General features: G+C 72.0%; 22 protein-coding genes. 2 read left to right on the forward strand and 20 right to left on the reverse strand.

Going from position 1 to position 24,004, the window contains the following annotated elements:
• Window positions 1-14: 14 nt before the first annotated feature.
• From FHU36_RS24660 to uvrA, 7 genes are all read right to left on the reverse strand, one after another.
• Window positions 15-971: a gluconeogenesis factor YvcK family protein gene (locus FHU36_RS24660; protein ID WP_185086241.1), complete on the reverse strand. Its 957-nt coding sequence runs from the start codon at window positions 969-971 to the stop codon at window positions 15-17.
• Window positions 972-1,294: 323 nt separating this feature from the next.
• Window positions 1,295-2,161, reverse strand: coding sequence for an RNase adapter RapZ (gene rapZ / locus FHU36_RS24665; RefSeq protein ID WP_185086242.1), 867 nt, complete (start codon window positions 2,159-2,161; stop codon window positions 1,295-1,297).
• Between the two features lie 79 nt (window positions 2,162-2,240).
• On the reverse strand, window positions 2,241-4,184 hold the full coding sequence (gene uvrC / locus FHU36_RS24670) for an excinuclease ABC subunit UvrC (RefSeq protein ID WP_185087594.1): 1,944 nt from the start codon (window positions 4,182-4,184) through the stop codon (window positions 2,241-2,243).
• Window positions 4,185-4,256: 72 nt separating this feature from the next.
• Complete coding sequence (locus tag FHU36_RS24675; RefSeq protein WP_185086243.1) at window positions 4,257-4,736, reverse strand: Rieske (2Fe-2S) protein; 480 nt, start codon at window positions 4,734-4,736, stop codon at window positions 4,257-4,259.
• 44 nt (window positions 4,737-4,780) lie between these two features.
• The gene (locus FHU36_RS24680) at window positions 4,781-5,266 is read right to left on the reverse strand and encodes a QcrA and Rieske domain-containing protein (protein WP_185086244.1); all 486 of its coding nucleotides are present in this window, start codon (window positions 5,264-5,266) and stop codon (window positions 4,781-4,783) included.
• Between the two features lie 111 nt (window positions 5,267-5,377).
• Window positions 5,378-5,881 carry a Rieske (2Fe-2S) protein gene (locus tag FHU36_RS24685; RefSeq protein WP_246502559.1) on the reverse strand — a complete coding sequence of 168 codons (504 nt, stop codon included), beginning with the start codon at window positions 5,879-5,881 and terminating at the stop codon, window positions 5,378-5,380.
• A gap of 263 nt (window positions 5,882-6,144) precedes the next feature.
• Window positions 6,145-8,985 carry an excinuclease ABC subunit UvrA gene (gene uvrA / locus FHU36_RS24690; protein ID WP_185087596.1) on the reverse strand — a complete coding sequence of 947 codons (2,841 nt, stop codon included), beginning with the start codon at window positions 8,983-8,985 and terminating at the stop codon, window positions 6,145-6,147.
• A gap of 232 nt (window positions 8,986-9,217) precedes the next feature.
• On the opposite strand from uvrA, the gene FHU36_RS24695 reads away from it, so the two are divergent.
• Together FHU36_RS24695 and FHU36_RS24700 are read left to right on the forward strand one after the other, a co-directional pair.
• Window positions 9,218-10,000: a maleylpyruvate isomerase family mycothiol-dependent enzyme gene (locus FHU36_RS24695; protein WP_185086245.1), complete on the forward strand. Its 783-nt coding sequence runs from the start codon at window positions 9,218-9,220 to the stop codon at window positions 9,998-10,000.
• Window positions 9,997-10,653, forward strand: a complete 657-nt coding sequence (locus FHU36_RS24700) for an MBL fold metallo-hydrolase (protein WP_185086246.1) — start codon at window positions 9,997-9,999, stop codon at window positions 10,651-10,653. The genes FHU36_RS24695 and FHU36_RS24700 overlap by 4 nt, the downstream gene beginning before the upstream one ends.
• A gap of 72 nt (window positions 10,654-10,725) precedes the next feature.
• Here the strand turns inward: FHU36_RS24700 and FHU36_RS24705 are convergent, their stop codons facing one another.
• The 13 genes from FHU36_RS24705 to FHU36_RS24765 form a co-directional block, all read right to left on the reverse strand.
• Entirely contained in the window at window positions 10,726-10,998 is a 273-nt protein-coding gene (locus FHU36_RS24705) for a hypothetical protein (protein ID WP_185086247.1), read from the reverse strand.
• A gap of 36 nt (window positions 10,999-11,034) precedes the next feature.
• Window positions 11,035-11,859 (reverse strand): CDP-diacylglycerol--serine O-phosphatidyltransferase, encoded by an 825-nt coding sequence (gene pssA / locus FHU36_RS24710; protein ID WP_185086248.1) that lies wholly within the window; start codon window positions 11,857-11,859, stop codon window positions 11,035-11,037.
• A complete protein-coding gene (locus FHU36_RS24715) occupies window positions 11,846-12,487 on the reverse strand; it encodes a phosphatidylserine decarboxylase (RefSeq protein WP_185086249.1) in 642 nt (213 codons plus the stop codon). Before FHU36_RS24715 ends, pssA begins: the two co-directional genes overlap by 14 nt.
• 106 nt (window positions 12,488-12,593) lie before the next feature.
• Complete coding sequence (locus FHU36_RS24720; RefSeq protein WP_185086250.1) at window positions 12,594-13,580, reverse strand: TerC family protein; 987 nt, start codon at window positions 13,578-13,580, stop codon at window positions 12,594-12,596.
• 180 nt (window positions 13,581-13,760) lie between these two features.
• On the reverse strand, window positions 13,761-15,041 hold the full coding sequence (locus FHU36_RS24725) for a glycosyltransferase (protein ID WP_376774153.1): 1,281 nt from the start codon (window positions 15,039-15,041) through the stop codon (window positions 13,761-13,763).
• Between the two features lie 87 nt (window positions 15,042-15,128).
• Window positions 15,129-16,805 carry a murein biosynthesis integral membrane protein MurJ gene (murJ, locus tag FHU36_RS24730; protein WP_312891789.1) on the reverse strand — a complete coding sequence of 559 codons (1,677 nt, stop codon included), beginning with the start codon at window positions 16,803-16,805 and terminating at the stop codon, window positions 15,129-15,131.
• Between the two features lie 310 nt (window positions 16,806-17,115).
• On the reverse strand, window positions 17,116-17,967 hold the full coding sequence (locus FHU36_RS24735) for a hypothetical protein (RefSeq protein ID WP_185086252.1): 852 nt from the start codon (window positions 17,965-17,967) through the stop codon (window positions 17,116-17,118).
• A 3-nt stretch (window positions 17,968-17,970) separates the two neighbouring features.
• Complete coding sequence (locus FHU36_RS24740; RefSeq protein ID WP_185086253.1) at window positions 17,971-18,945, reverse strand: copper transporter; 975 nt, start codon at window positions 18,943-18,945, stop codon at window positions 17,971-17,973.
• A complete protein-coding gene (steA, locus tag FHU36_RS24745; protein WP_185087598.1) occupies window positions 18,942-20,138 on the reverse strand; it encodes a putative cytokinetic ring protein SteA in 1,197 nt (398 codons plus the stop codon). Before steA ends, FHU36_RS24740 begins: the two co-directional genes overlap by 4 nt.
• A 136-nt stretch (window positions 20,139-20,274) precedes the next feature.
• Window positions 20,275-22,020 carry a DNA repair protein RecN gene (gene recN / locus FHU36_RS24750; RefSeq protein WP_185086254.1) on the reverse strand — a complete coding sequence of 582 codons (1,746 nt, stop codon included), beginning with the start codon at window positions 22,018-22,020 and terminating at the stop codon, window positions 20,275-20,277.
• Between the two features lie 30 nt (window positions 22,021-22,050).
• The gene (locus FHU36_RS24755; protein ID WP_185086255.1) at window positions 22,051-22,968 is read right to left on the reverse strand and encodes an NAD kinase; all 918 of its coding nucleotides are present in this window, start codon (window positions 22,966-22,968) and stop codon (window positions 22,051-22,053) included.
• Complete coding sequence (locus FHU36_RS24760; RefSeq protein WP_185086256.1) at window positions 22,965-23,777, reverse strand: TlyA family RNA methyltransferase; 813 nt, start codon at window positions 23,775-23,777, stop codon at window positions 22,965-22,967. The genes FHU36_RS24755 and FHU36_RS24760 overlap by 4 nt, the downstream gene beginning before the upstream one ends.
• Window positions 23,774-23,932 carry a hypothetical protein gene (locus tag FHU36_RS24765; protein ID WP_185086257.1) on the reverse strand — a complete coding sequence of 53 codons (159 nt, stop codon included), beginning with the start codon at window positions 23,930-23,932 and terminating at the stop codon, window positions 23,774-23,776. The genes FHU36_RS24760 and FHU36_RS24765 overlap by 4 nt, the downstream gene beginning before the upstream one ends.
• Between the last annotated feature and the right edge of the window lie 72 nt (window positions 23,933-24,004).

Consider the following 24,004-nt stretch of genomic DNA (forward strand, 5'->3'; position numbering starts at 1 on the left):
CGCGCCGACCAGGATCAACGCTTCTGGAGGAAAATCTCGTCCAGGACCGAGGCAAGACGTCGTGGGTCATGCCGAGGAGAGCCGTCGGCGGCGGCCACGTCGGCCAGGACGGCCCGCCCGCCGAGCGCCGCCGCGGCCTTGTCCAGCGCGCCCGGGTCGTCCACCACGCCGGTGTCGGCCAGGATGACGTCGATCGACAGCTCGGGGGCGTGCTGCCGGAGCACCTCCAGGTGCTGCTGGGGCGAGAAGTCGTCGGTCTCCCCCGCCTGCGGGGCGAGGTTGAGCGTGACCAGCCGCCTGGCCTTGGTGCGGTGCAGCGCCCTGGCCAGCTGGGGAACCTTGAGATGCGGCAGCACGCTGGTGAACCACGACCCCGGCCCGAACACCACCCAGTCGGCCTCCAGCACCGCCTCGACGGCTTCGGGCCGCGCCGGAGGGTCCTCGGGAACGAGCGAGATCGCCTGAACGCGGCCTGGCGTGAGCGCGCACGCCACCTGACCGCGCACGGTCGAGACGACGCCGTCGAGCTCCACCTCGGCGACGATGTCGAGCGGCACGGACGCCATCGGCAGCACCCGTCCCTGCGCGCCGAGCAGCCGTCCCACCCAGTCGAGCCCCGCGACGGGGTCGCCGAGCAGCTCCCACAGCGCCACGATCAGCAGGTTGCCGACCGCGTGGCCGTGCAGGTCACCCTCGCTGCGGAAACGGTGCTGAACCACTTCGCTCCAGGTGATGCCCCACTCGTCGTCGCCGCAGAGGGCGGCCAGCGCCATCCGCAGGTCTCCCGGGGGCAGCACGCCGAGCTCACGCCGTAACCGGCCGCTGGAGCCTCCGTCGTCGGCGACGGTGACGACGGCGGTGAGCGCGTCGGTCACCGCCCGCAGCGCGGACAGCGAGGCGTACAGGCCGTGACCGCCGCCGAGGGCGACGACGCGCGGCCCGTTCGGCCGCGCCTGTCCGGAGGGCGACATCGCGGCCGGCCGCACACCGCCTAGAGACGAAGCGATCCCAGCGCGCACATCTCCAAGATCCGCCCGACCGGACGGACCCTCACCACCATGACGGGACGCGGACGAATCCGTGCCGCCGGAAAGCGATGCCACCGGACCCGCACCATCACCAGGAGACGGCGCCGCAGCCGCACCCACGCCGCCAGGACGCGACGCAGCCGCACCGCCGGAACCCGCCGGGGTCAGGGGCGGGCCCGCGGCGAGCGGCGTTGCGGACGGACGCGCCTGGCCGGAAGGTGGTGGCGCGGACGGACGCGCGGGGTCGCAGCCCCGGCGCTCATCGGTCACTCCCGCCCCACATCCCGATGGCTCACCTGGACCTCCATCCCCCGGTCACGCAGCCGGGCGGCGACCTGCTCGGCCATGGCCACGCTGCGGTGCTTGCCGCCCGTGCAGCCCACCGCCAGCGTCGCGTAGCTCTTGCCCTCGCGCGCGTAGCCGGCGGCGACCACCCCCAGGACCTCCTCGTAGGCGTCGAGGAACTCCTTGGCCCCCGGCTGCCCGAGCACGTAGTCGCGCACGGGGGTGTCGAGGCCGTTCATCGGCCGCAGGTCGGGCACCCAGTGCGGGTTGGGCAGGAACCGGCAGTCGACGACGAGGTCGGCGTCGACCGGCAGGCCGTACTTGAACCCGAAGGAAACCACGTTGACCCGCAGGCCGGGCCGGTCCTCCCCGCCGAAGTAGGCGACGATCTTGTTGCGCAGCTCGTGGACGTTGTGCGCGGAGGTGTCGATGACGAGGTCGGCATTGGCGCGCACCTCGCGCAGGATGCCGCGCTCGCGGGCGATGCCGTCGACCAGCCGGCCCTCGCCCTGCAGCGGGTGGGGGCGGCGGACGTTCTCGAAGCGGCGCACCAGCTCCTCGTCGCTGGCCTCCAGGAACACCACGCGCACACCGACGCCGCGCGCCTCCAGCTCCTCGATCGCGGCGTTGAGGTCGGTGGTGAAGGCGAGGCTGCGCACGTCGACGACGGCGGCCACCTTGTCGGCGGCGAGCTTGACCTTGCCGGCCTCCTCGGCCATGGCGAACAGCAGGCCGGGCGGCAGGTTGTCGATGACGAACCAGCCGAGGTCCTCCAGTGCCTTGGCCGCGGTGCTCCGCCCCGCCCCGGACATGCCGGTGACGATGACGAACGACCGCCCCGCGCTCATGTCGCCGCTCCGGCCGCGCGGCTCCGCCCGGTCGTCTCGGCGTCTCCCGGTCCGGGCACCGGCGCTCCCTGGCGCGTCTTCACGGTGACTCCCCCTTCAGCGTCGATGCGATCACCTCGGCGGTCGACGGACCGATGCCGGGGACCTCGCAGATCTCGGCGACGGTGGCTTCGCGCAGTTTCTTCACGGAGCCGAAGTGCTTGAGGAGCGCCTGCCGCCGAGCTGGGCCGAGACCCGGCACGCCGTCGAGTGCGCTCTCCTTCACGGTCTTGGCCCTCTTGGACCGATGGTAGGTGATGGCGAAGCGATGTGCCTCATCCCTGACGCGTTGCAGCAGGTAGAGGCCCTCGCTTGAGCGTGGCATGATGACCGGCTGATCGTCGCCGGGCAGCCACACCTCCTCCAGCCGCTTGGCGAGCCCGCACACTGCCACGTCGTCGATGCCCAGCTCGTCGAGCGCCCGCTGGGCCGCGGCCGCCTGGGGGCCGGCGCCGTCGACGACGACGAGGTTGGGCGGGTAGGCGAACTTGCGTGGCCGGCCGGTCTCGGGGTCGATCGGGCCGTGGGCCTCCTGCGGGTCGTCGGCGGCCGGCTCGCCCGTGGTCAGCTCGCCGGTGGCCGAGCGCTCCTCCAGGTAGCGCCGGAACCGCCGCATGATCACTTCGTGGATGGCGGCGACGTCGCCTTCCTTGGTCTTGACGGCGAAGCGGCGGTATTCGCTCTTGCGGGCCAGGCCGTCCTCGAACACCACCATCGACGCCACGACGTTCTCGCCCTGCAGGTGGGAGACGTCGTAGCACTCGACGCGCAGCGGGGCCTGGTCGAGGTCGAGCGCGTCGGCGATCTCCTGGAGCGCCTTGCTGCGGGTGGTGAGGTCGCTGGCGCGGCGGATCTTGTGCTGGGCCAGCGACTCCTTGGCGTTGCGCTCGACGGTCTCCATGAGGGCCTTCTTGTCGCCGCGCTGCGGCACCCGCACGTCGACGCGGGCGCCGCGCTGCTCGGTCAGCAGCTCGGTGATCGCCTCGGCGTCGGGCGGCAGGGCGGGCACGAGCACCTCGCGGGGCATCGCCTCGGGGCCGGCCTCGCCGTACATCTGCAGGAGGAACTGCTCGACCAGCTCGCCGGGAGAGGTCTCCTCGACCTTGTCGACCACCCAGCCGCGCTGGCCGCGGATGCGGCCGCCGCGCACGTAGAAGACCTGGACGGCGGCCTCCAGCGGGTCCTCGGCCAGGGCGATCACGTCGGCGTCGGTGCCCTCGCCGAGCACGACCGCCTGCTTCTCCAGCGCCCGCTGCAGCGCCTGGATGTCGTCGCGCAGCCGGGCGGCGCGTTCGTACTCCTGCTCGCCGGCGGCCTCGCGCATCTCCTTCTCCAGCCGCTTGATGAAGCGGCCGGTGTTGCCCGCCATGAAGTCGCAGAAGTCCTCGGCGAGCTCGCGGTGCTCCTCGGGGGTCACCCGGCCGACGCAGGGGGCCGAGCACTTGTCGATGTAGCCGAGCAGGCACGGCCGGCCGATCTGACCGGCCCGCCTGAACACGCCGGCGCTGCAGGTGCGCACCGGGAAGACGCGCAGCAGCAGGTCGACGGTCTCGCGGATCGCCCAGGCGTGGGAGTAGGGGCCGAAGTAGCGGGTGCCCTTGCGCTTGGCGCCGCGCATCACCTGCACGCGCGGGAAGTCGTCGCCCATCGTAACCGCGAGATAGGGGTAGGACTTGTCGTCGCGGTACTTGACGTTGAAGCGGGGGTCGTACTCCTTGATCCAGGAGTATTCGAGCTGCAGCGCCTCCACCTCGGTGCCGACGACCGTCCAGTCGACGTCGGCCGCGGTGGTCAGCATCGTCTGGGTGCGCGGGTGCAGCGCCGAGAAGTCGGCGAAGTAGGAGTTGAGCCGCTGCCTGAGGTTCTTGGCCTTGCCCACGTAGATCACCCGGCCGTGGGCGTCACGGAACCGGTAGACGCCCGGCGAGTCGGGGATGGAACCCGGTCTCGGCCGGAAACTGAGGGGAGCGCCCGCTGATCTCACCACGTTCCAAAGCCTAGTGGGCGCCACCGACAGGACGGCCGCCGTTCCGCTCGGGAAACGGCGGCCGCGGCCTCAAGCGAGGGTGATCTGGTCGCCCTCCACGGTGATCTGCACCGCGGGGAGCGGCTTCTCGGCGGGGCCCGCCGAGACGGAGCCGTCCTCCATCTTGAACTTGCTGCCGTGGCACGGGCAGTCGATCAGGCCGTTCTCGACCCCGCTGACCGCGCAGCCCTTGTGCGTGCACATGGCGCTGAACGCCTTGAAGTCACCGGCCGTGGGCTGCGTCACCACGACCTTCTGTTCCTTGAAGACCGCGCCCCCGCCGACCGGGATGTCGGCGGTCTTGGCGAGCGCTCCGCCTCCAGGGGCGGGGGCGCTGCTCTCGGCGGCGCTCGGGGCGCCGGACGCGGCCGTGGGCTGTGTGGACTGCTGGGCGGCCGCGGTGCTGGTGTCACCGGTGTCGCCCCCGCAGGCGGCGAGCGCCAGCGTGAGGCCACCGGCCCCGGCGCTCGCGATCACCGCCCTGCGGCTCTTGAGAAGGTCATCCGCCATGCGGTCACCCAACCGCAGAAAGATGAAGATTTGATGAGAACGAATTAGAGCAGCATGATCCTGTCGCCGTCCACCTTGATCTTCTTCTCTTCGAGCGGCTGCTCGGCGGGCCCGGCGGCCACCGAGCCATCCTCGATCTTGAACTTGCTGCCGTGGCACGGGCAGTTGATCGTGCCGTTCGAGACGGAGGCGACGGTGCAGCCCGCGTGGGTGCAGACGGCGGTGAACGCCTTGAAGTCGCCCGACTGGGTCTGGACGACCACCACCTTCTGGCTCTCGAACACCTTTCCGCCCCCGGAGGGGATGTCCGCCGTCTCGGCGAGCGCCTTGCCCTCGGCCTTGGCCTTCTTCGTCGGTGAGGCGCCGCCGTCGGGGGCCTCCGACGCCTCGTCGGCCAGCGGCTCCTCGGCCGGCGGCGCCACGCTGGCCTGCGTGGCCGGATCGCCGTAGCTCGCGCACGCGGACAGGACCGCGGCAAGCCCGGCGCCTCCGGCTCCGAGCACAACCGCCCGGCGCGTCGTTTCGGTCATGGTGCGTCCTCCCAGGTTCGGGTCTCACATGAGGTACGGCCGGAGCCCCGCCGCCGGTTCAGCCTCCCGTACGCCCATCCCCGCGACCACGCACAATTACTCAGATCGCCGTCAGACCACGACGATGCCGTCACCCTCCACCTTGACCTGGTAGGGCGTCAGCGGCCCGGAGGCCGGGCCCTTGAGGCACTTGCCGGTGTCGGCCGCGAACTCGCTGCCGTGGCAGGGGCAGGTCATGACGTCGTTCTCGGGCGAGCCCACGGCGCAGCCGCGGTGCGGGCAGATCGCGCTGAACGCCTTGTAGACGCCCTCGCTGGGCTGGGTGACAACGATCTTCCACTGGTCGACGACCTTGCCGCCGCCCACGGGCACGTCCGCCGTCCTGGCGATGACCTTGCCCTTGATGCCGGGCACCCGGCTCGCGTCCTGGCCGCCCGAGCCGCACCCGGCCAGCGCCAGCCCGCAGGCCGCGATCCCCGCCGCGCCCAGCGCCTCGCGCCGCCCGAACCGCTGCCCGGACTCCCGCCCGAGCTCCTGGCCGGACGCCCGCCCGCACGCGCCCGCGTCCTGCGGCCGGTTTCCGGGCATGGCGGAGCCCCGCTCCGAATCGTTCATGTGCTGCCGACCCCTCCGCGTCGCCGCCGACCCCCTGCAGGTCTGTCCATACCTTAGGGCCGCCACCCGCCGGTCCCGCTTCCGGGTGGCGCCCGCTCGAACGACGTTCGGGCGGGCGGGCGGCACTGCGGCACTGTGCATCGCCGGGTGGTGCGGCCGGGCAGCCGGACACGCCCCACTCCGGTCACCGCCCCCGGCCGAACCCCCACCTGAACGCGCCCGGCCAGGCGCGGCCCGAACGCGCCCGGCCACGCGCGGCCTCGCTAGAGCTGCAGGATCTTGCGCAGGAAGCGGCCGGTGTGGCTGTCGTCGGCCAGGGCCACTTCCTCGGGAGTGCCCGTGGCGACGAGGGTGCCGCCACGGGAGCCGCCTTCGGGGCCCATGTCGATGATCCAGTCGGCGGTCTTGATGACGTCGAGGTTGTGCTCGATGACGATCACGGTGTTGCCGCCGTCGACCAGCCGGCCGAGCACCCCGAGCAGCCGCCGGATGTCCTCGAAGTGCAGGCCCGTGGTGGGCTCGTCGAGGACGTAGATGGTACGCCCGGTCTGGCGCCGCTGCAGCTCGGAGGCGAGCTTGACGCGCTGCGCCTCGCCGCCGGACAGCGTGGTGGCCGGCTGCCCGAGCCGGACGTAGCCGAGGCCCACGTCGTGGAGCGTCTGCAGGTGGCGCTTGATCGCCGGGATCGCCTCGAAGAAGCCGAGCGCCTCCTCGATCGGCATGTCGAGGACCTCGGAGATCGTCTTGCCCTTGTAGTGGACCTCGAGCGTCTCGCGGTTGTAGCGGGCGCCGTGGCAGACCTCGCAGGGCACGTAGACGTCCGGCAGGAAGTTCATCTCGATCTTGATGGTGCCGTCGCCCGCGCACGCCTCGCACCGGCCGCCCTTGATGTTGAAGCTGAAGCGTCCCGGCTGGTAGCCGCGGACCTTCGCCTCGGTGGTGGCCGCGAACAGCTTGCGGACGTGGTCGAACACGCCGGTGTAGGTGGCCGGGTTGGAACGCGGGGTGCGGCCGATCGGCGACTGGTCGACGTGCACGACCTTGTCGACCTGGTCCATGCCGTTGATCCGCGAGTGGCGCCCCGGGACCGTGCGGGCGCCGTGCAGCTCCTTGGCCAGGGCGGCGTAGAGGATGTCGTTGACGAGCGTCGACTTGCCCGACCCGGACACGCCGGTGACCGCTGTGAACAGCCCCAGCGGGAAGTCGATGTCGACGCCCTTGAGGTTGTGCTCGCGGGCGCCCTTGACCGTGATCTGCCGCTTGCGGTCGCGCTTGCGCCGCTGGGCGGGGATCTGGATGCTGCGCCGGCCCGACAGATACTGCCCGGTCAGCGACTCCTCGCTGGTGAGCAGGTCGTCGACCGTGCCGGAGACGACGACCTGACCGCCGTGCTCGCCCGCGCCGGGCCCGATGTCGACCACCCAGTCGGCGGCGGCGATGGTGTCCTCGTCGTGCTCGACGACGATCAGGGTGTTGCCCATGTCGCGCAGCCTGACGAGGGTGTCGAGCAGGCGCATGTTGTCGCGCTGGTGCAGGCCGATGGACGGCTCGTCGAGCACGTACAGCACGCCCACCAGGCCGGAGCCGATCTGGGTGGCCAGCCGGATGCGCTGCGCCTCGCCACCGGCGAGCGTCGCGGCGGCCCGGTCCATGGTGAGGTAGTCGAGCCCGACGTCGAGCAGGAAGCCCATCCGGGCGTTGATCTCCTTGACGACCCGCTCGGCGATGTGCATGTCACGGTCGGACAGAGTGAGCCCCGCCAGGAACGCGGCGCACTCGCCGATCGACATGGACGACACGTCGGCGATCGACCTGTCGGCGACGGTCACGGCCAGCGACACCGGCTTGAGCCGCGCGCCCTTGCACGCCGGGCACGGGATCTCGCGCATGTAGCCCTCGAACCGCTCGCGGGTCGAGTCGCTCTCGGCCTCGGCGTGCCTGCGCTGCACCCAGGGGATGACGCCCTCGTAGGTGGTGTAGTAGGCGCGCTGCCTGCCGTAGCGGTTGCTGTAGCGGACGTGGACCTGCTCGTCGTGGCCGTACAGCAGCGACTTGTGCGCCTTCTTCGGCAGCTTCTCCCAGGGGGTGTCGAGGGTGAAGCCCATGCCGTGGCCGAGCGCCTCGACCAGCCTGACGAAGTATTCGCTGGTGTGGCCGCCCGACCACGGGTGCAGCGCGCCGTCGCGGAGTGTGCGCTCCGGGTCGGGCACGACCAGGTCGGGGTCGACCTCCATCTTGGTGCCGAGACCGGTGCACTCGGGGCAGGCGCCGAACGGGGAGTTGAACGAGAACGAGCGTGGTTCGAGCTCCTCGAACGACAGGTCGTCGTAGGGGCAGTAGAGGTGCTCGGAATAGAAGCGCTCGCGGCCCGGGTCGTCTTCGGGCAGGTCGACGAACTCGAGGGTGATCGTGCCGCCGGACAGCTGCAGCGCCGTCTCGACCGAGTCGGTGAGCCTGCGCCGGGCCGAATCCTTGACCAACAGGCGGTCGACGATGACCTCGATGTCGTGCTTCTCGTACTTCTTCAGGGTGGGCGGCTCCTCCAGCCGCACCACCGTGCCGTCGACCCTGGCCCGGGCGAAGCCCTTGGTCTGCAGCTCGCGGAACAGCTCGGCGTACTCGCCCTTGCGGCCCCGCACGACGGGGGCGAGCACCTGGAAGCGGGTGCCCTCGTCGAGGTCCATGACCCTGTCGACGATCTGCTGGGGCGACTGCCTGGCGATCGGGCGGGCGCAGACCGGGCAGTGGGGCTTGCCGATGCGCGCCCACAACAGCCTGAGGTAGTCGTAGACCTCCGTGATCGTGCCGACGGTCGAGCGGGGGTTCTTGCTGGTCGCCTTCTGGTCGATCGACACCGCGGGCGACAGGCCCTCGATGAAGTCGACGTCGGGCTTGTCCATCTGGCCGAGGAACTGGCGGGCGTAGGCCGACAGCGACTCGACGTAGCGCCGCTGCCCCTCGGCGAAGATGGTGTCGAAGGCCAGGCTCGACTTGCCCGAGCCGGACAGCCCGGTGAAGACGATCAGAGCGTCTCGCGGGAGGTCCAGCGAGACGTCCTTGAGATTGTGTTCGCGTGCACCACGCACGATCAGGCGGTCTGCCACAGCGATCCCGATGTCGAAGAAGGCGGATAGGTCCACGGGGATGGTAGACGGGGGCCCCGACAAATTTCGGCGGGCCGCACTCCGCGCCCGAACGACTCCGCCCCCGAAAATCCGTCACTCTTAGATTACGGCCTCCGCCGACACGGGCAGGATGCCTTTGACGGTAACCCCATGACCTGCGCATTCATTCCGTTGATCCCCCCATCAGCCATCAGATGGTGAAATATCCGGCATGACAGTTGTTCTCGTGCTCCGGGAGGAGCTGGCCTCGGCCACCCGCGACCTGCTGGCCACCGCGGCCGCCCTGTCCGACGATGACGTCGCCGCGCCCTCCCGGCTGCCCGGCTGGACGCGAGGCCACGTCCTGGCCCATCTCGCCCGGAACGCCGACAGCCTGGTCAACCTGCTCACCTGGGCAAGGACCGGCGTCGTCACCCCGCAGTATGCCACCCCGGCCGAGCGCGACGCCGGGATCGAGGCCGGCGCGGGCCGTCCCGCCGCCGAGCAACTGGCCGACCTGGAGGCCGGCGCCGCCCGCCTGGACGCCGCCGCGGCGGCCCTGCCCGCCGAGGCGTGGAGCGCGCAGGTCGGCGGCCTGCGCCCGCCGACGCACCCCGCCTGGTACGTGCTGGTCAGGAGACTGCGCGAGGTCGGCATGCACCACGTCGACCTCGGCGCCGGGTACGGCCCGGACCGCTGGCCGGAGCGGTTCGTCCGCCGGGAGCTGCACGACTGCCTGTGGACCTGGCCGTACGAGCAGAGCACGGTGGGCGGGATACGCCTGACGGACGGCACCGTGTGGAAGGACCTCGGGGCCGGCCCGGTCGTGGAGGGCACCCCGGCCGGCGTGCTGGCCTGGCTCACGGGAAGATCGGCGGGCGAGGGGATTAGGGTGGTACCGGAGGGGCGGGTGTCCGCCCCCGGTCAGGAGGTGCCTGTTCCCGCGGCCCCGCCGTGGTTGACGAAGCTCTCTCCCGCTGATCTGCCCGCGACGCCCCCGGAGGACTACCCATGACGTACACAGGCGACGTCCAGGTCGGCGGCCCCGCCGACGTCCGCGAGCTGCCCAAGCTGACGATCTACAAGCTGGCCGTGGGACCGTACGACAACGACGCCTACCTGCTGCGCTGCGCCGAGACCGGAGACGGCGTGCTCATCGACGCGGCGGCGGAGGCCGACCGGCTGCTCGCGCTGATCGCCGACGAGCCGATCAGCTCGATCGTCACCACCCACCGGCACGGCGACCACTGGCAGGCGCTGGAGCAGGTGGCCAAGGTGACGGGGGCCCAGGTGGTCGCCCATCCGCTGGACGCGCCCGCCCTGCCGGTGCCGGTGGACCGGGAGGTGGCGGACGGCGACCGGATCGCGGTCGGCGTGGTGACGCTCGAGGTGATCCACCTGCGCGGCCACACTCCGGGCTCGATCGCCCTGCTGTACGACGGCGGCGGCGCCGGGCAGCACCTGTTCACCGGTGACTCGCTGTTCCCGGGCGGGGTGGGCAACACCGAGGGCGACCCGATCCGGTTCGAGCAGCTCTACACCGACGTGTCCGAGCGGATCTTCGACCGGCTGCCCGACGAGACGTGGGTCTACCCGGGCCACGGCAAGGACACCACGCTGGGCGCCGAGCGGCCGTCGCTGCCGGAGTGGAAGGCCCGCGGCTGGTAAGCCCGGTCCGTACGGCGGACGTGCCTCTCGTGACTCGCGCGAGAGGCACCCGTCGCCCGGAGTGCGCCCGGTTCAGCGGGCGGTGAGGACCTGGGCGATGCGCTGCGCCGCGAGCGCCGGGTCGTCGGCCAGGCCGACGACCTCGCCCCACGACCAGCGGTAGAACCACCCGTCCGACAGCGGGACGCAGTCGACCGTCTCGGCCAGCATCGCGTTGTCGGGGTCGCTGACCCGCAACGTCGGCGGGTAGGGGCGCAACATGGTGGTCAGGCCGCGCTCCTCCAGCTCCGCGGCCAGTTTGCCGAGGTAGTAGGTGCGGGTGTGCTCGCGCGGCGTGCCTGCCATGACTCCATTCAACCCGAAGACGGCGGGACGACCAGGTCAGTCTCCGATGATCCGCGAGGCTTCCTTGCGCTGCTCGCGCTTGTAGAACAGCACGCGCAGCGGGATCGCGGCCACGAGCGCGATGTGCATGGTGGCGCCGATCTTGATGGGCAGGTCGCCGCCCTCGGGCCAGGCCACCCAGAAGGTGAGGAACGCCACGTTGACCATGATCCAGCCGAGGACGACGGCGGCGAGCTGTCCCTTCGGCTTCGGGTACTCGATCCGGCTGACCATCAGCCAGGCCACGCCCAGGACCGCCAGCAGCGCCGGGACGCTCGGCTCGAACAGCAGCACGATCGAGATCACGGTCATCGCGCCCATGGGGATGGGCAGGCCCATGAAGTCGCCGCTCTTGGTCTTGACGCAGGCGAACCTCGCCAGCCGTACGACTCCGGCGATGAGGATGGCCGCGGCGGCGGCGAGCACGACGGGGAAGGGCACCTCGTTGGTGAAACCACCCCAAATGACGATCATGAACGCCGGTGCGAAGCCGAAGCTGATCACGTCGGCGAGGTTGTCGAGCTCGGCCCCCATCGCCGAGGCGCGGAAGCGACGCGCGACCAGTCCGTCGAACAGGTCGCAGGTGGCGCCGATGAGCAGCAACACCACAGCGGTGGCGAAGTAGCTCGGCGCGGGCCTGAAGTCGCCGCCGTCCTGCAGCGAACGGATCGCCGAGGAGGCCAGGACGCAGACCGCGAGGAACCCGCAGAGCGCGTTGCCCAGCGAGAGCGAGTCGGCGGCCGAGAGCCGGAACGCCTTGCCGACCGGGCCCTGGGGTTCTTCCTCTTCCGCCTGCCAGCTACCGGCGTCAGCCGCGGTCAATTCTGGTCACCCCCGCAACCGTCTTCTCGCCAACGGTGACCGCGGGCGAGATCCCTTCGGGTAGGTAGATGTCGACCCTGGAACCGAACCTGATCAGGCCGATCCGGTCGCCCCGCTCCACCTTGGCCCCATCGCTCAGGTAGGGCACGATCCTGCGCGCCACCGCGCCCGCGATCTGCACCATCTCGATGTCGCCGAGCGCGGTCTCGAAATGCCACACCACGCGTTCGTTCTGGTCGCTGTCCTTGTTGAACGCCGGCAGGAACCCACCCGCCACATGCTGCACGGAGGTGACATTTCCCGCAAGAGGGGCCCGGTTGACGTGGACGTTCAGCGGGCTCATGAAGATCGCGACGCGGGTGCGGCCGTCGGGCCAGGGGTCGATGCTCTGTACGACCCCGTCGGCCGGCGAGAGGACGAGCCCCTCGCCGAGGGTGCGGTCGGGGTCGCGGAAGAACCAGAGCATGCCCCCGGTCAGCGCGCTCAGCGGCACCGCCGCGAGCGCCCATCGCCGGTCCCGGCGCGCCAGGAGCGCGGTGGTGGCCGCGGCGGCCACTGTCGGGAGGAGCCACGGGGACACCCCGCGTGCAAGCCGCACGCGGCTCGTCTTAGCAGAATCGTCTGACACGGACAACCTTAGGTGATGACTGGACTGGGCGCTTTGCCGTGTTTCGTTGCGGAATGAGCAACTATGACACGGCGCAACTACACAAGCAAAGCGCCTCGAAAGCCATTTAGCCAGCCCTTGTCGGAGTGCTCTCCTCGCTCTTGCGCGCGTCGACGCGGGCCTTCACCAGGCTGGCCACGGTCGTGATGACCATGGTGCCACCGATGATCGAGAGCGACAGCCAGATGGGTACTTCGGGCGCCCAGGAGACCCCGCTGCCGTGCAAGGCCTCCGATATCAGCTTAACCCCGATGAACCCGAGGATGAACGCCAAACCATAACTGATGTAGACCAGCCGCTGCAGTAGGCCGCCCAGCAGGAAGTAGAGCTGACGCAGGCCCATCAGGGCGAACGCGTTGGCGGTGAAGACGATGAACGGGTCGGTGGTGAGTCCGAAGATGGCGGGGATGGAGTCGAGCGCGAACAGCAGGTCGGTGGAGCCGATGGCGATCATCACGATCAGCATCGGGGTGACCATCCGCCGGCCGTCGATCTTGACGGTGACCTTGGAGCCGACGTACCCCTCGGTGGTGGGGAACGCCTTGCGTACCCACCTGAGCAGGATGTTCTCGTTGAACTCCTCCTGCTCGCCCTGGAGGTGCCCGCGCACGATGTTGACGGCCGTGTAGATGAGGAAGGCGCCGAAAACGTAGAAAAGCCAACTGAACCGCTCGAGGGCGGCGGCGCCGAGCGCGATGAAGATGCCCCGCATGACCAGGGCGAGCAGAATGCCGACGAGCAGCACCTTGTGCTGGTAGGCCTTCGGCACCGCGAATCTGCTCATGATGATGAAGAAGATGAACAGGTTGTCGACGCTGAGGCTGTACTCGGTGATGTAACCGGCGAAGAACTCACCCGCCTTGCCGGCCCCCTCGGTGGCCCACAGGACACCACCGAAGATCATCGCAAGGGCAACGTAGAACGTCACCCAGTAGCCGGCCTGCCGCATCGAGAACTCGCGGGCCTCGCCTCGGTCGACGATCCACAGATCGACGGCGAGGACCACCAACAAACCGCCGATCACGGCGAAATAGGCCCAGACAGGTACGCTCACGTCACCCTACCTCCGGCATGCAAAAAATCGAGTGCCGGAGGTCTCTCCCGCCCGCGAACACGCGGACCGGCAGCCCCGGGGGCCCCGTGGAGTGGGGCTACACCGTGATGACGAGGCTGCCGCGAAGGGATACTCCCCTCCCTTAACGGACGCAGTATACAGAACGCGTCAGGCCCCGCCTCACCCTCCAGATGATCTTGGCTTGCCGTAGACGGCGAGCACGTCCTCCACGGCGTCGTCCGCGTCCGGCAGCTCGGCACCGCGCCGCGCGGCCGCCTCGGCCATCCTCGCCGCCGTCGCCGGCTCCTCCACCAGCTCCCGGACGGCGGAGCGCAGCGCCCCGGCGTCACCGTACGGGACCAGCTTCCCGGCCTCGCCCAGCAGGCCGGGAATCCCGCCGACGGCGGTCGCGACCACGGGCCGGCCGGCCATGAGCGCCTCGCTGAGGCTGAGGGGCAGCCCTTCCCAGCGGCTGGGCCACACCACGACGGTGGCGGCGGCCAGCAGGTCGGGCACGTCATCCCGCTCGCCGAGCAGCACCACCGGCAACCCTTCGGCGTCGATCCTGCGCTGCAGGGCCGCACGCAACGGCCCTTCCCCGGCCACCACGAACAACGGCCGGCCACGCGCCGCCCGCCCGCTGCCCGCTCCCCCGGCCCGTCCCGCGACCTCCCCGGCGACCGCGGCGCCTTCCCGCGCGTCTCCCCCGGGGGCGCCTTCCTGGACCTCGGTGGGCCCCGTGCCGCTCGCGGCCTCGTCCGGGACGACCACCGGCCGCGCCTCGTCCGTGCTCTCGCGGGCGCCCGGCCAGGGGCCGCGGGCGGCGTCGAGGAGGTTCTCCAGGCCCTTCTGCTGGGCGAGCCGCGCGAGGGTCAGCACGAGGGGCCGCTCCCCCGCCCCCAGCTCGGCGCGCACCTCCTCGGGCGTACGCCTGGCGGGCCTGAGCGCGGGCGCGGGCACCACGGCGGGGCGCACGTCGCCCGCGCCGAGCCGCTCCATCCGCTCGCCCAGGTCGGGCGAGACCACCAGCACCCGGTCGGCCCGCCGCGCCACGATCCGCTCCAGCACCCCGTAGACGAGGCCCACGAACCCGCCCGCGGTGAGCGCGTTGTGCAGGGTCACCACGAGGGGCGCCCCGCCGCGCGTGCGCGCAGGGCGTAGCGGCGCGGCCAGGGCGGCCAGCGCGCCGGCCCGCAGCCCGTGGGCGTGCACGGCGTCGGCCTCCCTGGTCAGCCGTCTGATCGCGAGCACGGCCCGGGCGTCGTTGAGCGGGTGCGGCCGGTCGGAGACGGGCACGTGGACGAACCGGGCGCCGGCACCGGTGAAGGCGAACCGTTCCTCGACGCTGCGCGGCCCCACGACGAGCACCTGGTGCCCCCGCCGGACGAGCCCTTCGGCGAGCATCCGCACATGCCGGCCCGTACCGCCGGACGTCGTGCCCACAACGAATGCCACCCGCACTGCCGTGCCTCCTTCGCGGGACCTCACCACACCTGTCATGCCCCCATCACACCAGCAAACCGCCGGGCCCACCGCCCACCGAGCCCGTCACCCATCCGACTTGCCGGCCTTCCTCCTCCGGGTGAACCGGCCGGCCACGGCCCTGGCGTCGTCCCGGTCGACCAGCGCGACGGCGAGCCCCCCGGCCACCAGCGCAGCGAGGACCGCCGGCACGGCCGCCCCGGCGTTGGCCAGTACGCCCCGCGCGTCCAGCGCCGCCACCACGGCCGCCCCGGCGAGGTAACCGGCGACCCCACCCGCGACGGCCGCCGCCACGGCACGCCCCAGACCCGTCGCGGCGGACCGGCCCCTGGCCCGCACCACGAAGGCGAGCAGCAGCGCACCCCCGGCGGTCATGCCCGCGGTCATGCCGAGCGCCATCCCCGCGATCTTCCAGTCATCGGGCAGCACCAGCACGAACACCGTCTGGGTGACCATCACCACCACCCACCCGGCGACCGTGCCGACGGACGCGGCCCGGCCCCGGCCGGCCGCGAACAGCACCCGGCTGAGATGCGCGATCAGCCCGTAGCCGACGAGCCCCGGCGCGAACAGCGTGATCGTCCGCGCCAGCTCACCGGGAGACACCTCCGTCTTGGCGCCGAGGAACACTACGGCCCCCGGCTCCGCTGCGGCGGCGAGGACGCCCGCGGCCAGCCCGGACACGAGGACCACGGCCCGCGTCGCCCCGGCCGCCAACCGGGAGAAGGCGGCCGTGTCTCCGGCCTCGGCCTGCGCCGACAGCCCGGGGAACGCGCTGGTGGCGATCGGTACGGCGAGCACGGCGTAGGGGACGAGGTAGATGGCCCACGCGTAGTTGTAGACGGCGATGGCGCCGTTGCCGATGGCCTTGTTGGACAGCACGAGCACCACGATCATGGCCGCCTGCTGGGCGAGCAGCGCGGCCACTCCGGCCAGCGCGAGCCGGCGCACCTGCGGGGCGACGCCGGGCGGGAACCGCAGGGTGGGCCGCCAGCGCAGGCCGAGCCCGGCGACGGGGCCGGCGACGGTGAGCACCAGGGCCAGCACGCCGAGGCTGGTGCCCACGGACAGCGCCAGCTCGGCGGCTGCGGGCACCTTGGCCGGGTCGGTCTGGCCGCCGCTGAGCGGGACGAACACCAGGTAGGCCACGATGACCACGATGCTGGACACGAGCGGCGCCAGAGCGGGCCCGGCGAAGCGCCGGTGCGCCTGGAGCAGGCCGTACAGCACGACGGCGACGCCGTACAGGGGGATCTGGGGGGCGAAGACGACCAGCATGCGGGTGGCGACGGCGTGCACGTGCTCCGCCTGGCAGCCGTCCACCCCGTCGAGGAAGAACAACCCCATGATCGGCCCCGCGAGCAGGGCGACCAGCACGCCGAGCGGCACGAGGACGGCGAGCACCCAGGTGAGCAGGGCCGAGCTGATCTCCTCGACCCGCTGCCGCGCCTCCGGCGAGCCGTCGGGGCCGCCGGGGCGGTCATCGGCGGTGGCGGCGGAGCTCGCGGCGGCCGCTCCGGCGAGGACGGGGACGACCATTCCGGACAGCGCACCGCCGACGACGACCTCGAAGACGATGTTGGGGATCTGGTTGGCGGTGAAGTAGGCGGTGGCGAGGCAGTCGGTGCCGACGGTCTGGGCGAAGGCGTACTGCTTGGCGAAGCCCGCGACGCGCGCCAGGATCGTGATCGCGCCGATGAGCATCGCGCCGCCCGCGACGCCCCGTGCGAGCCTGGCCGTCACCGCGCCCACCCACCACCGGTCGGGCGCACCCCTCCCGGCCCGGAGCGGGCCCGCCCACGGCCGGCCGGACCCACGCCGCTCCCACCGAGCCGCGCCCGTGCGAGACCGGGCCGGCGCGCACCTCGTGCGTGCGCGGCGAGGCCGGTCTGACCGCCCCACCGCCTGACTCGCGACGCCACGGCGGCCCTTCGCGCGAAGGCGCCGCGGTCGCAGCGGCCGACCGGCCCTCGGCGCCACGCACGTTCCCCGATCACGGGGACATCCTGGCAGGCCGCGCCGACATTCGCGCGCCCCGGGACCGCCGCTGCCGTCACACGGGATCGACCGGGCGGCGGCCGAGCATGTCGAGGTGGTTGAGCACCCGGTTGCCCGCGATCACCTTGGTGAAGCTGACCTTCTCGGAGGCCGCGGTCAGCGCCGCCACGGTGCCGAGCAGCGCGAGCCTGCCGGGACGGCCGAGCCGGGTCACGGCGGCGAGCCCGAGCAGGGCGCCGAGGGCGTTGGCTCCGGCGTCGCCGAGCATCGCGCGTTCGCCGAGATCCTCGGGCAGCAGCGCGGCGGCTGCGCCCAGAGGCGCGGCGGCCAGCGCGGCGGCGACCGGCCGGTCGCGCAGCAGCGCGGCGGCCAGCAGCGGCCCGCCGGTGAGCAGCCCGACCTTGACGGCACGCCCGGGCCGCAGGTCGAAGAGGTTGGCGAGGTTGGCGGCGCCCGCGATGGCCGCGCCGTTGACGAGCGTGTCGGCGGGGCCGTCGGAGACGAGCGCGGCGGCGCCGAGCCCGGTCGCGCCGATGCCGAGGATCTTCACGGCCCCGCTGGTGACCTCGCCCCGGGCCAGCGCGCTCAGGTGGCCCTTGAAGCCCTTGGAGGAGGTGGTGCCGTAGAGGTCGTCGTAGGCGCCGAGCGCGCCGCTGCCACCGCCGGCCAGCAGCGCCGCCAGCCGTACGCGGGTGGGCAGGCCGGGGGCGAGCGCGACGGCGGCGCTGGAGCCGGCGACGAACGCGGGGCCCTCCAGGAGGGTGAGCGGCTCGCCGCGGTGGTTCTTGCGGGTCCAGCGGTCGCCGGGGTCGAGCGGCCTGGCCCGGGTGAAGGCGGCGTAGGCGGCGCGGGCGGCGACAGCGCCGATGGCGGCGCCGGCGAGCGCGGACAACAGGCCACGGGCCATGGGTCAGCTCCCTGTCTCGGAGGGTGACGGGGTCGCGGTGGGTAGCGCGGGGGTGAACGCCGAGACGCCCGGGCCGATGCCGTACTGGCCGGCGTCCCCGCTCACCTGCTCTCGCAGAGCGTAGACGATCACGACGCGGCCCGCGGGTATATCGGGGGTGTCGACGGTCGAGACGCGCTTGGCGGCGTCGCCGTCGTCGCGCACGGCGGTGATCATGCCTCCGGCGGAGGCCGCGGTGGCGGCGCTCCCGGTGACCACGGTGCCCTTGCCCGCGGCGTCGAGCGCGGTGGCGACGGAGACCAGGGCGTCGGCCTGGGCCTCGGCGTTGTCGCCGGTGAAGGGCTTTTCGGGGGCGAACATGACGGCGAGCGTGGCGCGCTTGCCCGGGTCGCCGTCGACGCTGAGCAGGTCGCCGGCCTCGAAGCCGTCGAGCACGCCGGGGGTCGCCGCGTTGGCGGTGCCGGCCTGCGCGGCGTCGGTGGTCATGAGGGTGGCGGCGAGCAGCGCGCCGGCCTTGTCGTAGGCGGTCGCGGTCGGGGCGAAGGCCATGCCTTCGGGCTTGAGCTGGGTGGCCAGCCCGTCGATCACACCCGAGCTCTTGGGGTCGAGGAAGCTCTCGGCCAGCACCACCCGCCCCGCGATGGCCGCGCCCGCCTGGAGGAGCACCTGGTGCTGGGCCTCTCGGTAGGCGGTGCTGGCGCCGGGGGCCTCGACGAGCAGGACGCGCTCGCCGTTCAGCTCTTTCTCGACCAGCTTCTGCGTCAGCGCGGTGACGAACTCGTTGTTGCCGCCCTCCTTGCTGCGCAGCGCGTCGAGGTCGGCGGTGAGACCGTCGTTGGCCTTGGCCATCAGCTCGTTGGTCCTCTTGACGGTCTCGATCGCGGGCTCCTGGAGCAGCGTGGTGCCCAGGACGATGCCCACGGCCAGCGCCAGGAAGATCGCGACGATGGAGACGAGGTGATAACGGAAATCGATCACGAGAAGAGTCCGACCAGCCAGAAGATGAACGCGTTCCAGACGACTTGCAGGCCGTTCAGCCAGCCGCGGCCGATCGGCGACAGGAAGATCGCGACGCCCATGGTGGTCAGGGCGGTGATCACGAGCAGGAGCAGCTGCGAGGTGGAGATGCGGCTGCGGTAGAGCCTGCTCACCCCCTTGGCGTCGACGAGCTTGCTGCCGACGCGCAACCGGGTGAGGAAGGTGCTGGCCATGCCGGAGCGCCCCTTGTCGAGGAACTCCTCCAGCGTGCCGTGGGTGCCGACGGCGACGATCAGCTCGGCGCCCTTGTCGTCGGCAAGCAGCATCGCGATGTCCTCGCTGGTGCCGGTGGCGGGGAAGATGACGGCTTCGCGGCCGAGTTGGTGGACGCGCTCCAGGCCGGGCGCCCTGCCGTCGCGGTAGGCGTGCACGACGAGCTCGGCGCCGCAGGTGAGGGCCTTGGTGGAGACGGAGTCGAAGTCGCCCACGATCACGTCGGGCAGGTAGCCCGCCTCCAGCAGCGCGTCGGCGCCTCCGTCGACGCCGATGAGCACCGGGCGGTATTCGCGGATGTAGGGGCGGAGGGTGGCGATGTCCTCCTTGTAGTGGTAGCCGCGCACGACGATGAGGACGTGGCGGCCCTCCATGGGGGTGCGGATCTCGGGGACGCCGACTCCGTCGATGAGCAGCTTGCCCTCGCCGCGCACGTATTCCATGGTGTTGACGGCGAACGCCTCGATCTGGACCGCCAGCCCGGCCCTGGCCTCGGCCATGGCCGCCTCGACGGCCTCGTGGGTCTGCTCGTCGCCCTTGCCCGCCGGCTCGTCGTCGAGGTAGACGACGCCTTCGTGCAGGCGGACGACGTCGCCGTCCTTGACCCGCTCGAACAGCTCCGGGGTGGCGTTGTCGACGAACGACACCCCCGCCTCCAGCAAAATCTGGGGCCCCAGGTTGGGATAGCGGCCGCTGATACCGGCCGCGACGTTCACCACCGCCGCCGCTCCGCACGCGACAAGCGCCTCCGCGCTGACCCGGTCGACGTCGACGTGATCGATAATCGCTATCTCACCGGGCTGGAGGCGTTTGGTGAGCCTCTTCGTCCGCCGATCGATTCTCGCCACTGCCGTGACACCGGGAAGGTCGTCGACCTTCCTGCCGCGGAGGCCCGGCATCCTGCTCCCCGGAACCTTCATCATGAACATCCTGCCAGAGCGAAACAGCTGAGCGGCCACGCACCGCGGGGCGTGTCCGCTATGTCACTCAGCTCATCCGTCCGGTCCGTCACGAACATCACTCGGCTCCCGCCGGGGAGCGGCTGGGCATCCCTGATCACCGGTCTGCGGCGGCCAGCCCCAGCAACTCCTCGGCATGGGCCCTGCCCAGCTCGGAGTCCTCCATGCCCGCCAGCATGCGTGACAGCTCGCGGACCCTGCCCTCGTGGTCGAGCGTCACGACACCGCTGCGCACGACGCTGCCGTCGCTGGTCTTCTCCACCACCAGGTGCTGGTCGGCGAAGGCGGCCACCTGCGGCAGGTGGGTGACGACGATGACCTGCGCGGTGCGGGCCAGCCGGGCGAGCCTGCGCCCGATCTCCACCGCGGCCTTGCCGCCGACCCCGGCGTCGACCTCGTCGAAGACGAACGTGGGCACCGGGTCGGCCCCGGCGAAGACGACCTCGATGGCGAGCATGACGCGGCTGAGCTCACCACCGGAGGCGCCCTTGTTGAGCGGGAGCGGCGGCGCGGCCGGGTGTGCCGCCATGCGCAGCTCGACCTCGTCGACGCCTTCGGGCCCGAAGTCGGCGGTCCGGGTGAGCTGGACGACCACGCGGGCGTGCGGCATGGCCAGCGCGGTCAGCTCCTCGGTGACGGCCCGGCCGAACCGCTCGGCGGCGGCCTCGCGCACCTTGGTCAGCTCGGCGGCCAGCTCGGTGAGCCGGACGGTCAGCTCCTCGTGCTCGCGGCCCAGCTCCCCGATGCGGTCGTCGTCGCCCTCCAGCTCACCCAGCCGGGCGGCCGAGCGCTGGGCCCAGGCCAGGACGGACGCGCTGTCCTCGCCGTACTTGCGGATCAGCCCGGACAGCAGCGCCCGCCGCTCCTGCACCGCGGCCAGCCGGGCGGGGTCGGCCTCGACGGACTCGGCGTAGGCGGCCAGGTCGGTGGCGACGTCGGAGATCAGATAGCCCGCCTCGGCGAGCCGGTCAGCCATCCCGGCCAGCTCGGCGTCGAAGTCGCGCACCGCGTCGACGGCCGCGCGCGCCTCGCCGAGCAGCGAGATGACGTCGCGCCCGCCGTCGGCGGTCTGCATCGGGTCGCCGAGCAACGCCGTGTGAGCGCTGGTGGCGGCGCCGCGCAACGCGTCGGCGTGTGACAGGCGCTCCTCCTCCCCGCGCAGTTCGACGTCCTCGCCGGGCTTGGGATCGACCTTCTCGATCTCGTCGAGGCCGAACCGCAGCATGTCGGCCTCCTGGGCCCGCTCGCGCGCCCGCGTGGTGAGCTCCTCCAACTGCGCGGCGACCTGCTTGTGCCGTTTGTACGCCTGGGTGTAGGCACGCAGCGGCTTGACCAGGTCGTTTCCGGCATAGCGGTCGAGCGCGGCGCGCTGCCTGGCTGGCTGGAGCAGCCGCTGCTGGTCCATCTGCCCGTGCACGGCGACCAGGTCGTCGGCGAGGTAGGTGAGGGTGCCGACGGGCACGGTGCGCCCACCCAGCCACGCCCTGGAGCGGCCCTCGGCCGAGACCGTGCGGGAGATGATCAGCTCGCCCTCGTCGACCTCGCCACCGATGTCCTCGACCTGCTGGGCTACGCGGCCGACGGGCTCGATGACGAGCGTGCCCTCGATCGTGGCCCGGTCGGCGCCCGGCCTGATGCGCGACGGATCGGCCCGACCGCCGAACAGCAGCCCGAGCCCGGTGACGACCATCGTCTTGCCGGCACCGGTCTCGCCGGTGACCACGTTGAAGCCCGGCGAAAGCTCGAGGACGGCCTCATCGATGACGCCGAGCCCCTGGATGCGGACCTCCTCGACCCTGGGTCGCAACTGCCCACTCCCGTCGCTCCGAACACCTGTGCGCATGTGATCCTACGCGCCTGCCAGCCCATTGACTCAGGGACGCACCCGTCCACGCCAGCCCTGAACGGGTAGTTCGAACTTGGCGACCAACCTGTCGGTGAACGGCGCGCCGGTGCTCTCCACGCCGTGCAGCCGGGCCAGCCGTACCGGCTCGGCGCCGCGCCGGACCTCGACCCGCGAGCCGGACGGCAGGTCGAACCGGCGCCGCCCGTCGCACCACAGCACACCGCCGGGCGTGTCGGGCAGGATCTCGACGGCCATGGTGGAACGCGGCGAGACGACCAGCGGCCGGGCGAACAGCGCGTGCGCGCTGATCGGCACCAGGAGCAGGGCCTCCACCTCGGGCCAGACCACCGGGCCGCCGGCGGAGAACGCGTAGGCGGTCGAGCCGGTCGGCGTGGCGCAGATCACGCCGTCACAGCCCCACCGCGACAGGGGCCGACCGTCGATCTCGGCCACGACTTCCAGCATGCGGTCACGCTTTTCCACCGACGCCTCGTTCAGCGCCCACGTGTCGGCGATGACCTGGCCGTTCTGCCGGGCCAGCACGTCGATCGTCATGCGTTCCTCGACGTCGTAGCGGCCGGCGACCACGCCGTCGACGGCCGAGGCGAGATCGGCGACCTCGGCCTCGGCCAGGAAGCCGACGTGGCCGAGGTTGACGCCGAGCAGCGGCGTGCCGGCGGGCCGGGCCAGCTCGGCCGAGCGCAGCAGCGAGCCGTCGCCGCCGAGCACGATGAGGACCTCGGCGTCCTTGGCGGCGCTCGGGTCGCCGGGCACCACCTCGGCGCCGGCACAGCCGATCTCGGCGGCCTCCACGTCGAGCACCCTGACGGTCAGACCGGCGCCGATCAGGCGGTTGATCACGAGGCGGGCGCTCTCGACCGCCGCCTCGCGGCCCGTGTGCGCGGTGACCAGCACGGTGCGTTGCGTACGGCTCGTACGGTTCATTGCGGCCCTTCCGCGACGGCGCGTGCGATCTCCGGCTCCAGATCGGCGAGCGGCGGCGCACCCTCTCCCTTGCCCAGCCAGAGAAGGTACTCGACGTTACCGGACGGCCCCGGCAGCGGGCTGGCGGTGACGCCGCGCACGGCCAGGCCCAGCTCTCCCGCGCGCGCGGCCACGTCGCGCACGGCCCGCGCCCGCAGCTCGGGGTCGCGCACCACACCGCCCGCGCCGACGAGGTCCTTGCCGACCTCGAACTGCGGCTTGACCAGCATGACGAAGTCGGCCCGCGCGGCGGCCACGCAGGCCAGCGCGGGCAGCACGAGCCGCAGCGAGATGAACGACAGGTCGCCGACGACCAGCGTCGGCGCATCACCCACCATGCCGGGGGTCAGGTCGCGCACGTTGACCCGTTCCATCACGGTCACCCGCTCGTCGGTGCGCAGCGACCAGGCGAGCTGGCCGTAGCCGACGTCCACCGCCACCACGTGGGCGGCCCCGTGGCGCAGCAGCACGTCGGTGAAGCCGCCGGTCGAGGCGCCCGCGTCAAGGCAGCGCCGCCCCTCCACGGACAGGCCGCCGAACGCCTTGAGCGCCCCGAGCAGCTTGTGGGCGCCGCGCGAGACGTAGTCGGGCCCTTCGGCCGACTCGGTGACGACGATGGCCGAGGCCGTGTCGACCTGGGTCGCGGGCTTGCCCGCCCGCTGGCCGCCCACGCTCACCCGGCCGGCCTCGATGAGCTGGCTCGCCTGCTCGCGCGAGCGGGCCAGACCCCGCCGCACCATCTCGCTGTCCAGGCGTACCCTGCGGCTCACTGGTCGTCCACGGCGGCGAGCGTGGCCTCGAGCCCGGCGAACGCCTCCTCGAACACCCCCACGTGCTCGCTCACCGGCAGGCCGGCCAGGCGGCCGAGGCCGGTGAGCACCGCGTCGACCCGATCGTCTCCGGTCTGCTCCGGCAGCGCACTCATGACACGACGGTAACGCCTCACGCGAGCGCCCGGCACCTCGGCGGGTGTGTCACACGTTGAGGGGGCATACGG

The sequence above is a fragment of the Nonomuraea muscovyensis genome (genome assembly GCF_014207745.1).
Lineage (GTDB): Bacteria > Actinomycetota > Actinomycetes > Streptosporangiales > Streptosporangiaceae > Nonomuraea > Nonomuraea muscovyensis.

What these genes read in the sequence shown, in the direction of transcription:
- FHU36_RS24700 (WP_185086246.1), top strand. Translation starts at nt 9,997, where the DNA reads ATGACGTACACAGGCGACGTCCAGGTCGGCGGCCCCGCCGACGTCCGC.
- FHU36_RS24735 (WP_185086252.1), bottom strand. Translation starts at nt 17,967, where the DNA reads ATGGCCCGTGGCCTGTTGTCCGCGCTCGCCGGCGCCGCCATCGGCGCT.
- FHU36_RS24660 (WP_185086241.1), bottom strand. Translation starts at nt 971, where the DNA reads ATGTCGCCCTCCGGACAGGCGCGGCCGAACGGGCCGCGCGTCGTCGCC.
- rapZ (WP_185086242.1), bottom strand. Translation starts at nt 2,161, where the DNA reads ATGAGCGCGGGGCGGTCGTTCGTCATCGTCACCGGCATGTCCGGGGCG.
- FHU36_RS24695 (WP_185086245.1), top strand. Translation starts at nt 9,218, where the DNA reads ATGACAGTTGTTCTCGTGCTCCGGGAGGAGCTGGCCTCGGCCACCCGC.
- FHU36_RS24755 (WP_185086255.1), bottom strand. Translation starts at nt 22,968, where the DNA reads ATGAACCGTACGAGCCGTACGCAACGCACCGTGCTGGTCACCGCGCAC.
- FHU36_RS24685 (WP_246502559.1), bottom strand. Translation starts at nt 5,881, where the DNA reads ATGAACGATTCGGAGCGGGGCTCCGCCATGCCCGGAAACCGGCCGCAG.
- FHU36_RS24705 (WP_185086247.1), bottom strand. Translation starts at nt 10,998, where the DNA reads ATGGCAGGCACGCCGCGCGAGCACACCCGCACCTACTACCTCGGCAAA.
- steA (WP_185087598.1), bottom strand. Translation starts at nt 20,138, where the DNA reads ATGAAGGTTCCGGGGAGCAGGATGCCGGGCCTCCGCGGCAGGAAGGTC.
- recN (WP_185086254.1), bottom strand. Translation starts at nt 22,020, where the DNA reads ATGCGCACAGGTGTTCGGAGCGACGGGAGTGGGCAGTTGCGACCCAGG.
- FHU36_RS24675 (WP_185086243.1), bottom strand. Translation starts at nt 4,736, where the DNA reads ATGGCGGATGACCTTCTCAAGAGCCGCAGGGCGGTGATCGCGAGCGCC.
- FHU36_RS24765 (WP_185086257.1), bottom strand. Translation starts at nt 23,932, where the DNA reads ATGAGTGCGCTGCCGGAGCAGACCGGAGACGATCGGGTCGACGCGGTG.
- FHU36_RS24680 (WP_185086244.1), bottom strand. Translation starts at nt 5,266, where the DNA reads ATGACCGAAACGACGCGCCGGGCGGTTGTGCTCGGAGCCGGAGGCGCC.